The organism is Chitinophaga flava (genome assembly GCF_003308995.1).
Lineage (GTDB): Bacteria > Bacteroidota > Bacteroidia > Chitinophagales > Chitinophagaceae > Chitinophaga > Chitinophaga flava.
This window is the reverse complement of the sequence record NZ_QFFJ01000001.1, coordinates 1,826,062-1,838,115: the sequence shown is the minus strand read 5'-3', so window position 1 is coordinate 1,838,115 and position 12,054 is coordinate 1,826,062. Positions and strand designations below refer to the sequence as shown.

The following is a 12,054-nucleotide window of genomic DNA, read 5'->3' as shown; positions in this document are numbered from 1 at the left end:
GAAATATGAAGCAGTAATCCAACTATCTGAAAAAAGAAAAATGAATAATCGTAATATTATATATTACAACAATATACACAGATAAATCCCGTAAATTGGCTGCCAGAAGGATATTCATGACCGAAGAAGAAAAATATTTAGCTGAGTTCAGGGAAAAGCTCCTGACATATTATCCGATTTCGGATACTGCTTTTCAGCTGTTGAAGGATATTATCAGTTTTCACCGGTTAGATAAAGGCGAGATACTGTTAAATACCGGACAGGTTTCCAAACACCTTAACTTCATTTGTCAGGGAGCTATGATTGCTTTTTTTACAGATGATCAGGGAAATACCTATAATAAAAACATCTTTCTGGAAAGACAGTTTGCCGGATCAGCTGTCTCTGCATTGTTAAAAGCCCCGTCTGAATTTACGCTGCAGGCTATTGAAGATACGACCATTATCAGAATGAATTATAGCCAGTATAAAGAGCTCATCTATAACAATGATGAGCTGAAGCGTTTTTATATCGCCTATCTCGAGAAAAACTGGATCATAGATAAAGAACAAAGAGAAATTTCCCTGGTAATGGAAAATGCCACCACCAGATATCAGAAGCTGCTGGCTGCATATCCGGATATAGACAAAAGAATTCCATTACAACATATCGCATCACACCTGGCTATTACCCCCACACAATTAAGTCGTATCCGGAAGGATTTAAGGGAAAAAGATTCCACTCAACATATGTAAAGAACAATGAAGATGCTTAGGGATAATTTTGCCCTATGAATCAATATTTTGTTTCCGCAATAGCTTTTTTTGGAGGTGTTTGTCTGGCTATACAGGCTGGTTTTAATGCCAGGTTAGGTTCATTGCTCAAAATGCCGGTCCTTGCCTCTATTTCATGAGAAAACAATCGGCGTCACGGCTATGTTAATAGGAATAATTTTAATTAGTTCAAAGTAAACTGTATTTCAAACAGATTTATCCAATAGCCAGTACAATGGATTTCATTAAAAATATGGAATGGCGGTATGCCACCAAAAAATTTGACACCACCCGGAAAATTTCCCGGACAGAGCTGGATCTTTTGAAAAGAAGTATTCAATTAACTCCATCCCCATACGGGCTGCAGCTTTACAAAGTGATCATCATCGCCAGCCAGGAGCTGAAAGAGATGTTGAAGCCCATTTCTCAGCAGCAGCATCAGATTACGGACTGTTCGCATCTCTTTGTATTCTGTAATTATTCAATGGTGAAGGATGAATATATTGATGATTACATCCGCACCAAATCCGGCATATTGCATATGGACACGGATAGGGCTGCAGCTAACGGCGCATCGCTGAAAGCAAAGATCGCTGAAAAAACGCCGGAACAAACGGCCAACTGGTTGAAGAATCAAACCTATCTTGCGTTGGGGTCTTTACTAACAGCTTGTGCCGATTTAAAGATCGATGCATGTCCGATGGAAGGTTTTGAACCAAAACATTACAACACTATTTTAAGGCTGGAAGAAAAGGGACTCAATGCCTGTGTGATTGCTGCAACCGGCTACAGAAGCGCCGAAGATAAAGTACAGTATAATCCGAAAGTAAGAAAACCTGCCGGATTACTCTTTGAAGAAATCTGAAAACATGTTTAAAATATATGCTTATGAAAAAGCTTAATAAAGAAGATATCAACCCGGCAGTTTTTGAATTATACAATGATTACGCACACAATCGTTTAAGCAAGGAGGAGTTTACGGAAAAGTTGTCCACCTATGCTGTCGATGGATGGACGGTTGCATCACTGGTTACTTTTTTGATGCCTGATTACAAAGATGCCATACAGATAAAGCCGGATGATCCGCGCATTGTTACGGAATATATCAGCTATCCTTCTCCCAAAGGAGGAGGGACTATAAAAGCGCTGTTGTGTATGCCTGCCGGCAATCAGAAAAAATTACCGGGCATACTGGTCGTACACGAAAACAGAGGACTGAACCCACACATCGAAGATGTAGCCAGACGTGCTGCTTTGGCTGGTTTTATCAGTCTGGCGCCGGACGCATTAAGTCCTTTGGGTGGTTATCCCGGAAATGATGATGATGGCCGTGCCCTCCATAACCAAAGGAAGCCGGACGAAATGCTGGAAGACTTCATAGCAGGCTTCGAATGCCTGAAGAAACAGGAGTATTGCAACGGAAAGATAGGTGTAGTAGGCTTTTGTTTCGGTGGCTGGATTTCCAATATGCTGGCGGCCAGAGTCCCCGATTTGCTGGCAGCAGTTCCTTTTTATGGCGCCCAGGCGCCTTTGGCGGAAGTGCCGCATATCAAAGCGGCGCTTCAGTTGCATTATGCAGAATCCGATGCTAGTATCAACAGCGGTTGGGCTGCCTATGAAAAAGCATTAAAAGATAACGGAAAGGACTATACGGTTTATCATTATCCGGGCACACATCATGGTTTTCACAACGATACCACACCACGCTACAGCAAAGCAGATGCTGAATTGGCATGGAAACGTACGATTGCTTTCTTTACTGAAAAGCTGGGAAAGTGATTCTCGATTGAAAAAAATGGAAAAGCAGCTGGAGTAATTATCTCCGGCTGCTTTATGCGTCCGCTCTCTGGCTATCTTCGTCATCTGCATGATCTTACTCCATAACAAGTTCTCCTGGTCAATATCTAAGGCTTCCATACCGATACGCCTCATCCTAAAAGAACTGTTTGTATATACGATAGAATTTACTGAAATTCATTCTGATGTTGTATATTGCTGTATGTCTGTTTACCTGCTTGTATAGGTAACCTAACAACATCTTTTTATTCAATCACCCGCCGATTTTTTGTTGACATATCTTAATAAACACAAAACATTAAAAATTATGAGCAAAATTATCTTTAACAGCGGAATATCACTTGATGGCTTTTTCGCAGGTGATAGCAGGAGTCCAAGCAACCCAATGGGCGACAATGGACAAGCAATTCATAACTGGATGTTTAAACAAAAAGCATTTTGGAAACACATCAATAAGGAGGGTGGTGAAGAATATGGTGCAGACAGTAAATTGATTGATGATGTGTTTGCAAGAACCGGGTCTTACATTATGGGAAAACGGATGTTTGAAGAAGGTGAAGTCCATTGGGCAGAAGATTTATACAAAGCAGATGTTTATGTGCTGACACACGAAAAACGGGAACCCTGGGTTCAAAAAGGAACAACAACTTTTTATTTCATCAATGACGGAATACAAAGTGCATTGGAAAAAGCAAGACAATCAGCCAAAGGAAAAGACATAAGAATACAAGGTGGTGCGGATACTATTCAACAATTTCTTAATGCAGGGCTTGTGGACGAATTTTTTATTCATATTGCCCCGCTTTTTTTAGGAAGTGGTATCCGACTGTTTGATGGGATTGATAAAGATAAATATGATATTCAAATTATGGAAGTAATACCATCGGAATTGACCACACACCTGAGGTATAAATTGACGAAGAAATAAACAAACCGGCCCTTATAGAATTTTGGAATTCTTTCAATTGATTTATTTAAATTAGATGGGAATTTTTTCCCGGCTAACATTAATAGGGCATATATGAACAAACTCATTCTGGAAACTCAGATCAGTATAGACGGTTTTATAGCAGATAAAAATGGTGGTACAGATTGGATGATCTGGAACTGGGGGCCAGCATGGAATTGGGATGAAGATTTACAATTGTATCATACCAATCTGAATAAATCCGCCAGTAGAATTATTATCAGCAGCCAAATGGCAAAGGAAGGTTTTAATGCACATTGGCATGATGTTGCTTCTAGACAAAATGATAAGCAGTACAATTTTGCCCATCATATCGATAATGCTTCTAAGTATGTAATTTCAACTACTTTGACTAAAGATGTTGAAATACCTGGAGGGTGGAGTAAGACCGATATTTTAAATGGTGATTTAAAGGATAGCATCACGACATTGAAAAAATCTGAAGCCGGTGATATAATTGTCTATGGCGGTGCAACACTTGTTTCTAACCTGATAAATGAAGATCTGATTGATGAGTACCATTTAATTGTAAACCCTGTTGCCCTGGGAAGCGGTTTATCCATTTTTAAAAAATCGAAACATTTAAAACTGATAAAATCCACCTCATTTTCATGTGGAGTTATTGTTAATCAATATTCTAAATGATTTTGCCATGCGTAGGAATTTATCAATCACCCCTACAGCTAAACCGGAAAAAGTAATCATCCCCTCAACCAGCTATATTTAATTCAGATAAAATAGGAAGATATGCAAAAATATTGTTATCTTTATTTCGCTTTTTAATTTCTCCCCATAACCCGTCACCTCTGTTAAAGCTTGTTTAACTTTCCCGTCAGGGCGTATGCTTTTGAATGGGATATTATTGCCAATAGACACATGACAAAATCAATGCATGGTACATGCACGAAAGGGATATCAGTATTACTTGTTTTCCTGTGCTGTTTTAATTTTTTGGGAATCGCGGGTAACGCCCAACCCGGAAAAGACTCTGTCGCCGCAGCTGCGCCCGGCCCCGTGAAGCTAAGTGCCGACAGCCTGTTGATACGGATGGAGGAGCTCCACAACACGCTCAACCGCATTAATGATATCACCTCCCGGGGATTTGATACACGTGGTATGGAGGGAGAACTTCCTGAAATAAAATCCAATCTGCAAACCATTGAAGATAACCTGAGGCTGTACAATAAAGTTTTAAATATCCGCAACCTGCAAATGTTCCGTGTATTGCTGGCTGATATGCGGGAACATCTGGACGACTGGCGCTCCCGGTTGTTCGACTACAACAAGGAACTGATGAGGATGAATGCAGAGATGATGGCCTTTACCAAAGATTCCTTTGTAAAACAAATCAAAGCAGACACTACTTTCCGGAAGTTTTACCTGCCTGAGTTAAAAGAATTAAAAGGAAAATGGGTTGAGGCACAGAAAGCCACCACACAGCATCTGGATAAGATTTCCGTATTGCAGGCCGGTATTTCAGGCAGTTATTTTAAAGCGATAGAACTGGAGAATAAGGTCAATGAACAGTTACGGATTTTTAGTATCAAGTCTTTCAGTAAAGAGTATAATTACCTGTGGGAAGATAAAGGCCGTACTGATTCCTCTGCTGCTACGCTGACGCAGCAATCTTCCAAATCATTTGAGGGATTGGGAAAAATACTGAATTATTATACCCGTAACCATTCCAATACCTGGTTATGGATGTTGTTGATAGGACTGGTATTTTTCTTCCGGGTGAATAAACAATTCAGAAGAATAAAAAAGGCTGACAGAAGCGAATTGCTGCAGCCGCCCTATATAAAGTATCTGCGGGCGCTTCCTGTTTTAGGAACGTTGGTGGTCATTCTTAATATCGCCTCTTTCTTTGACCTGAATGCACCGTCGGCTTATATAGATTCGCTGCAGTCCTTTTTACTGTTTTTACTGACCATCTTGTTCTGGCGCAATTGGGAACGCCGGATGTTTGTTTACTGGATCGCCATTTTTGTACTATACCTGCTTACAACGGCAACCGCGGCAGTGGTTGTACCGGATGTGCGTGTCCGGATATGGATGCTGGTACTGAATGTTTTATCCGTAATAACCGGCTTGTTTATTTATTTCCGCATCTACAAAAATTTATCTGCCGGAAAGCTGGTTAGAATTGTGTCTATGATCTTCGTTGTTTTGAATGTACTGGCGGCACTGTTCAACCTGTATGGCCGTTTAAGTATAGCTCAGGTATATAGTACTGCTGCGATCGCCGGTTTATTGCAGATCATTGGCCTCACAGTGTTTATACAGATCGTGGAAGAAGCCTTTTACCTCCAGATGCAGGCCAGCCGGATAGCAGGTGGTATTACTGCCCGGTTTGACTTTGAAAAAGTGCGCGGAGGACTACACAAAATACTGGTGGTACTGGTTGTGGTATTATGGCTGATGGTGTTTACCACCAATCTGAATATCTACAATGAATTATATAGTAATGTCAGCAGCATGATTACTGCACCCAGAATTATTGGCAATACTTCTTTTACATTGGGTAATATTCTGCTGTTCTTTGTGATTCTGTTAATTTCCAATCTTTTCCAGAAGTATATCGGTTATTTTTTTGGAGAGACAGAGGATGACCTCGTGGGTGAAGTAAAAGAGAAAAGTACCCGGTTATTACTGTTACGACTGCTGGTACTGGTAACTGGTTTTCTGATTGCCATCGCGGCTTCCGGTTTACCGATGGACAAGATTACCGTGGTACTCGGTGCCCTGGGCGTAGGTATTGGTTTGGGGTTACAGAATATTGTAAACAACCTCGTGTCAGGTGTGATCCTCATCTTTGAACGCCCGCTGAAGATCGGCGACTTTGTAGAAGTAGCCGGGCAGAAAGGCCGGGTAAAAGATATTGGCATCCGGTCCAGCAGAATGATAACCACAGAAGGCGCAGAAGTCACTGTACCTAATGGCGATCTGTTATCTTCCAAACTGATTAACTGGACACTCAGCAATAACCATATACGAACAGAACTGCTATTCACCATTGCTCCTTCCACAGCATTGCCGCTGGCTAAAAAAATTATCCTGGAAGAAGTGTCCGGTTCGGATGCCATTATCGGCAAAGTAGCGCCTGAATTACTGGTGAAGAGTATTAATGATAGCAGCGTAGCGCTCAAGCTACAGGTATGGATTCAGAATGTACACCAGGAAGAAACATTCAAGAGCCGTATGTTACAACAGATCTATCAACGGTTAAAAGATAATGAGATCACGATGTCATAATATTTCTTCAGTAATTTATTATTTATAATTTTATCTGATGGGGTCTCTTTCTGGTATTTACGGAGAGAGACCCTATCAGATAATAGTATCTATTAAACATAGCCTTGAGGAATAACTAATCAAAAATAAACTGTCGCATGAAAATATTAATTATTGGCGCTAATGGAACAATTGGTAAAAAACTCACACCACAATTAGCCAAACAACATGAGATAATAACGGCTGGAAGAAACAGCGGGGAAGTCAGGGTGGATATATCTTCCGAAGAATCCATTAAAGAAATGTTCCAACAAGTAAAGAATATTGATGCTTGTATTTGCATTGCGGCTTCCGGTCCTCTGGATAACTTTTCAACTCTTACGGAGAAACAGCTTTTAGAGGATTTTAAAGGGAAACTATTTGGTCAGATGAATTTAGTCCTAATCGGCCAGGAATATTTAAATAACAACGGTTGCTTTACTTTGACTTCTGGAGTATTTGCTGACATTCCGTATAAAGGAGTAACCGGTGGAGCTATCATAAGTGGTGGTTTACATAGTTTTGTATTGTCTGCATCAATAGAATTACCGAGAGGACTAAGGATCAATGTGGTAAGTCCAAGTATGGTTGAAGACTCCGTGGCAGATTTTGGATATTTATTTCCGGGACTAAAGGCCGTTTCAATGAAAGAATTAGTCGATGCTTACGAAAAAACAATAAACGAAAATATTACCGGGCAAATTCTTAGAGTCTATTAAAAGCCCGTCCTCCGGGAGAAGTATACTCCCCGATTACAGCTTCATACAGACCCGAAGGGAAACAAGACCATCTGACAGAAAAATGTAAGCTAAACGCTATATATCTAAAACAAAAAGCCTCCGGATATAATCCGGAGGCTTTTTTGTTTCTTGCGGGGAGATGGTTACAACTTTCGACATTTTTTTCCCGCGTTAAATTGGAGTAATGGCTTTCCGGGGTGTGCAATGAAATGATACGAATGGCCTGATTGATACGTTCAGTCAGCGTTTCCCCGGAATGATATTCACTAACCTTCAATAAGCTGTCCAATACCCCCGCTGTTCCAAAGATCTGATGGACTGCTTTTTGCAGCTATTTATTTGCAAATTCAATTGCTTTGGCTAATAGCGGATCACGATTTTCGATGGCATCAGCAACAGTATACCTTACTTCAATATCAATTGGGATGCCTTTTCGCTGGGTCTCAGTACCATCAGGAAAATAAATCCCTAAACCTGAAAAAGCTATTTTGTATCCGCCTGGAAGAATCGTTCGGGTTACATTTCCGTCTGCTCCAGCCGTCTGGTTTCCAATTATCGTTACATTTTTGGATGTCAGCAAAGTCATACAAGCCCATTCTGCTGCGCTTTGCGTACGGCTGTCAACCAGTAAAATGATTTTTCCGCTGTAAGGATTTTGGTTATGCCTTCCAACCTGGGAAAAAGCTGTTCCCTCATTCGATATCATGTAATTGAATCTGCCAGGCAAACTGAAATCAGGATACGTGTTTCTGGCGTATATCTCAGGCTGGGAAAGGAAATGTCCTGGAACCTGGTACGTTCCTGTTCCCTCTCTGGGGTAGTTTCGCATATCGAAGATAATTGCTTTGGCATTCATTACAGATTTCATTGCGCTATCCAGGTTTTGATGGTTGAGATTACTAAAAAACACATAACCGATATTACCTTCCAGTACCTTAGTTGTTATCTTGCTGTCCATTTGAAAAAAATCGAGATAGTCTTTCAAAAAATCCCTTTCTATTTGCCGCAAAACCGTTTTGATCTTCTTGCCATCTTTGTTGATGCCGCAATATAGCGCCTGCTCTAAATGGGTGTTAAGTATAAAAGCATGCATGGATTTAAGCTTGCCGCCAGCATTGGATGCGGGTACATAATCCCAATATGTTTTGATCAAACGGGAAATGGGAACGCCGTTAATAGATGTCAGGGTTGCGCCCACCTGGAATCTGGCATCATGTACCAGCGTACTATCGATAATTTTTGTTACCACTGCTTTCCCTTCAATCAAACGGAAGTTGAAAGGAGGCATATATTTACCTGCGATAGGTTTGAATACCTCCGGCCACAATCCTCCATGTGAGTCGTTTATGGAGGCCGCCATTTGCGCGATGGCCCGATAATAGGATAGCGTGTCACTGGCCTTTATCATCACAGGAATCATCTCTAGCAGCACTTGATCCCAGGGCTTGCCTATCGCATATTTGTATGGATAGTAATAATTGATCACGTTCCAGAATCTGAAAAGCCCCAGCAAGCGGTATTTGACATCAGGAAGCAACATGTCTTTGTATGGTTTTTCATTAGAGGTGGAGACTGCACTGTCCATGTCATCTCCTGGATGTGCATAGAAGTTTTTTCCTCTGTGGGGATGAGTTGCTATATAATGTAGTTTTTTCTTCTGCGTGTTACTCAAATATCTGGCACTATTGATCCAGGAAATATCATAGTTTCTGTATCTTATTGAATGATCTGTGTTAGGCGAATAATAGTCTGTAGTATCATTACCAGCCACCGCTAAGATGTCATCAATTGCTTTACGGAAACGGTCAGCATCCCTGGCGGATAGAATGTTACCTATATTGACAATCAATACGCTGTCCCAATCATGTTTGCCGCTCGCAATCTCAGGATGATAGTATTTTAATAGTCCCCATGTCCTAGACAGCTCACTAAGCTGATGACGTTGTGTTTTAGATTGTGCAAAAGCAGTTGTCATTGCCAGGATTATAATCAGGATGGTAGCATAATTTCTTTTCATACCCCAATATTAGCCAGGCTATACGCCAACGGGATATTTATTCGATGAAATCTGATTCCTGCTTGCCGGACAGATATCTCATTCACTTCGACCTGTAAAACGACAGGTTCATCTAAAAACTTTCCTGAGGTTGTAAATGATGTTTAATTTTAGGGAATGCGTTTTCGATCCTTTGCACTCAGTTACAAACAGAAGGGACTGCTGGCTGAGTTTGTGTATTTATTTGTAACAGGCGTGTTAAGCCCTCTTGCAGTTGGTCTTCAAATATTCAGTCAGTTTTCATTCACATTGAGCCTTGTGCTGCTCAATATTTTTCAGTTACCCCTGATCGTTTTATTCTATCGTGTATATTTACCCTACACTATTGGAAAAGGCAAATACCTGTTAGCTTTAGTTTTATTTCCAGTATATATACTGGTATATGAATTAGGTTCCAGGTTGAGTAGTCTTGTGATGATTCATCTTCCATTCATACCGAAAGTATACCGTGATAATCTTTTAAGCGCACATCCTGAAGATCTGTCAAAAGGTTACTTCAACCAATCCCTGGGTTACACCTGTTTAGTATTGCTGGCTGCCTCTTCGTTATACGTAGTAAAGCTATTATTTAAAAAGCAGCACAACCTGAGTGTGGTGGAAACGGAAAAGTTAAAACTGGAGCTAAACCAATTAAAAATTCAGATACAACCCCACTTTTTTTTCAACACCTTAAACAACATCTATTCGTTAAGTGTACAACAATCGTCAGGTGCTCCCAGGATGATTGAAGGCTTGTCTTCGATTATGAGGTACGTGATTTATGAGTGCCGCCATGAAACCGTTAGATTGGAACAGGAAGTGGAATTTATTAGAAACTACATCTATTTGGAAAATATACGGCATGCCTCAATGAATCTGATTGATTTCAGTATCCAGGGAGAGATAAATAATATCAATATCGAACCTTTACTTTTTATGCCGTTAATTGAGAATACCTTTAAACATGCCCTTCATCAGAATATGCCTGAGAAATGGGTTAAAATGGTGTTATCAATTGATGACAATGAGCTTATTTTCCAAATCTCTAATGCAAAGAACTTATCCGCAACGATGACAGAAGACAAGTATAGCGGGATAGGTTTGGTAAATGTGAGAAAACGTTTAGAATTGCTTTATCCGGACAGACATGAATTGATTATTCATGATGAGCCAGGTATCTTTACCGTAACCTTAGTAATTAGCATTTCATGATCAACTGTATTGTAGTCGATGACGAACCCCTGGCGAGGCAGCTGATTATTTCTTATATAGATCAGATAGCTGACCTGCATTGCCTGGGCTGTTATAATACCGCAATGGAGGCCTTTGCTGTAATGCAAAGCCAGTCGGTAGAGTTGATGTTTTTGGATATCGACATGCCTGGCATCAATGGGATGAATTTTGTCAAATCAATCAGGAATTCGCCTAAAGTGATATTTATTACAGCTCATGCTGAATTCGCCGTAGATGCCTTTGAACAGGAGGCGGTTGACTATCTTGTAAAACCTGTTTCCTTCGATCGGTTCTTAAAATCGGTTCAAAAAATTGTACAGCCGGGCAGGGTAAACCATGAGGAAAGAGATACATTGCAAACATCAAGTATCTTCCTTAAAGTTGACAAGCGTTTGATAAAAGTGGACTTTTCAGAAATCCGCTACATAGAGGCATTGGGGGATTACTTAAAGGTTCATACAACGGGTGGTACTATTGTGAGCTATATAACCATTGGGAAAATCGAGTCCTTGCTTCCTACATCAAAATTCATAAGAATACATCGGTCCACTATCATAAATTCCAGTTTTATCCAATATCTGGAAGGGAATTTCATGGTAGTGGATGGCATAAAGCTCTCCGTTGGACTTACCTATAAAGAAGCCTTGATAAGAAGATTATCCTGAAATTAAACAATGCGTTAAAGAGAAAATTAACTTGTTGCTAATTCACAAACGGTAATCCTTTTAGCCGTGACAGGTCCTTAACCATGAACTGGCACAAACGCAAAAAAGTCACACCCTTTTGAGATGTGACTTTTATTTGCGGAGCGAAGGTTGCAACTTTCGACACTTTTTGCCCGTGATCTGACCAGTATTTCGGTATTTATTGAGAAATATTGCAAAGAAAACCCTGAGTTTGGCTTTAAGTGAAAAGCAGATGAACCGTCCTGAAAAAAGTTGACGGTTCACCAACTAGGAATGGCGGATTCTACCAATTTTGTGTAAAAAACTAAAAGAATTGTCTATAGCCCTTTAGTGCCCACAGTTCTACCTGTCTTTCTATCATGTAAAGTAAATTGGTGAAAAATTTCTGCAGGTTGTTTAATTTGCAAAAAGATTTCATTAGCTTCTTCTGGACTATGTTCTATTCCGGACAATTCATTAAGTCTTTCTGGTGTCAGGAGCCGCCACTATTTTTTAAAGACTTCAATTTATTCAAATTTTTAAGGCACATTTTTAAGTGTTTCTGGGATAATATTTCGAACTGTATAATAAAAGA

At 40.2% G+C, this 12,054-nt stretch carries 11 protein-coding genes; 10 read left to right on the top strand and 1 reads right to left on the bottom strand.

Features of this window, described 5'->3' with window-relative positions; all coding sequences use genetic code 11:
- Window positions 1-95 precede the first annotated feature (95 nt).
- From DF182_RS07370 to DF182_RS07335, 8 genes are all read left to right on the top strand, one after another.
- Window positions 96-734 (top strand): Crp/Fnr family transcriptional regulator, encoded by a 639-nt coding sequence (locus DF182_RS07370; protein ID WP_245957386.1) that lies wholly within the window; start codon window positions 96-98, stop codon window positions 732-734.
- Window positions 735-769: 35 nt separating this feature from the next.
- Window positions 770-892: a DMT family transporter gene (locus DF182_RS32845; protein WP_113615005.1), complete on the top strand. Its 123-nt coding sequence runs from the start codon at window positions 770-772 to the stop codon at window positions 890-892.
- A gap of 95 nt (window positions 893-987) precedes the next feature.
- Window positions 988-1,617, top strand: a complete 630-nt coding sequence (locus DF182_RS07360) for an NAD(P)H-dependent oxidoreductase (protein WP_113615004.1) — start codon at window positions 988-990, stop codon at window positions 1,615-1,617.
- Between the two features lie 23 nt (window positions 1,618-1,640).
- Window positions 1,641-2,531: a dienelactone hydrolase family protein gene (locus tag DF182_RS07355; protein ID WP_113615003.1), complete on the top strand. Its 891-nt coding sequence runs from the start codon at window positions 1,641-1,643 to the stop codon at window positions 2,529-2,531.
- A 325-nt stretch (window positions 2,532-2,856) separates the two neighbouring features.
- The gene (locus DF182_RS07350; RefSeq protein WP_113615002.1) at window positions 2,857-3,477 is read left to right on the top strand and encodes a dihydrofolate reductase family protein; all 621 of its coding nucleotides are present in this window, start codon (window positions 2,857-2,859) and stop codon (window positions 3,475-3,477) included.
- Between the two features lie 93 nt (window positions 3,478-3,570).
- Window positions 3,571-4,161: a dihydrofolate reductase family protein gene (locus tag DF182_RS07345; protein ID WP_113615001.1), complete on the top strand. Its 591-nt coding sequence runs from the start codon at window positions 3,571-3,573 to the stop codon at window positions 4,159-4,161.
- A gap of 306 nt (window positions 4,162-4,467) precedes the next feature.
- Window positions 4,468-6,768: a mechanosensitive ion channel family protein gene (locus DF182_RS07340; protein ID WP_161964081.1), complete on the top strand. Its 2,301-nt coding sequence runs from the start codon at window positions 4,468-4,470 to the stop codon at window positions 6,766-6,768.
- A 137-nt stretch (window positions 6,769-6,905) separates the two neighbouring features.
- The gene (locus tag DF182_RS07335) at window positions 6,906-7,505 is read left to right on the top strand and encodes a short chain dehydrogenase (RefSeq protein ID WP_113614999.1); all 600 of its coding nucleotides are present in this window, start codon (window positions 6,906-6,908) and stop codon (window positions 7,503-7,505) included.
- 352 nt (window positions 7,506-7,857) lie between these two features.
- Here DF182_RS07335 and DF182_RS07330 read toward each other — a convergent pair whose 3' ends face one another.
- A complete protein-coding gene (locus DF182_RS07330; RefSeq protein WP_113614998.1) occupies window positions 7,858-9,543 on the bottom strand; it encodes a S41 family peptidase in 1,686 nt (561 codons plus the stop codon).
- 156 nt (window positions 9,544-9,699) lie between these two features.
- On the opposite strand from DF182_RS07330, the gene DF182_RS07325 reads away from it, so the two are divergent.
- Both DF182_RS07325 and DF182_RS07320 read left to right on the top strand, forming a co-directional pair.
- Window positions 9,700-10,773 carry a sensor histidine kinase gene (locus DF182_RS07325; protein WP_113614997.1) on the top strand — a complete coding sequence of 358 codons (1,074 nt, stop codon included), beginning with the start codon at window positions 9,700-9,702 and terminating at the stop codon, window positions 10,771-10,773.
- Window positions 10,770-11,459 carry a LytR/AlgR family response regulator transcription factor gene (locus tag DF182_RS07320; protein ID WP_113614996.1) on the top strand — a complete coding sequence of 230 codons (690 nt, stop codon included), beginning with the start codon at window positions 10,770-10,772 and terminating at the stop codon, window positions 11,457-11,459. The genes DF182_RS07325 and DF182_RS07320 overlap by 4 nt, the downstream gene beginning before the upstream one ends.
- The last annotated feature ends 595 nt before the right edge of the window (window positions 11,460-12,054 follow it).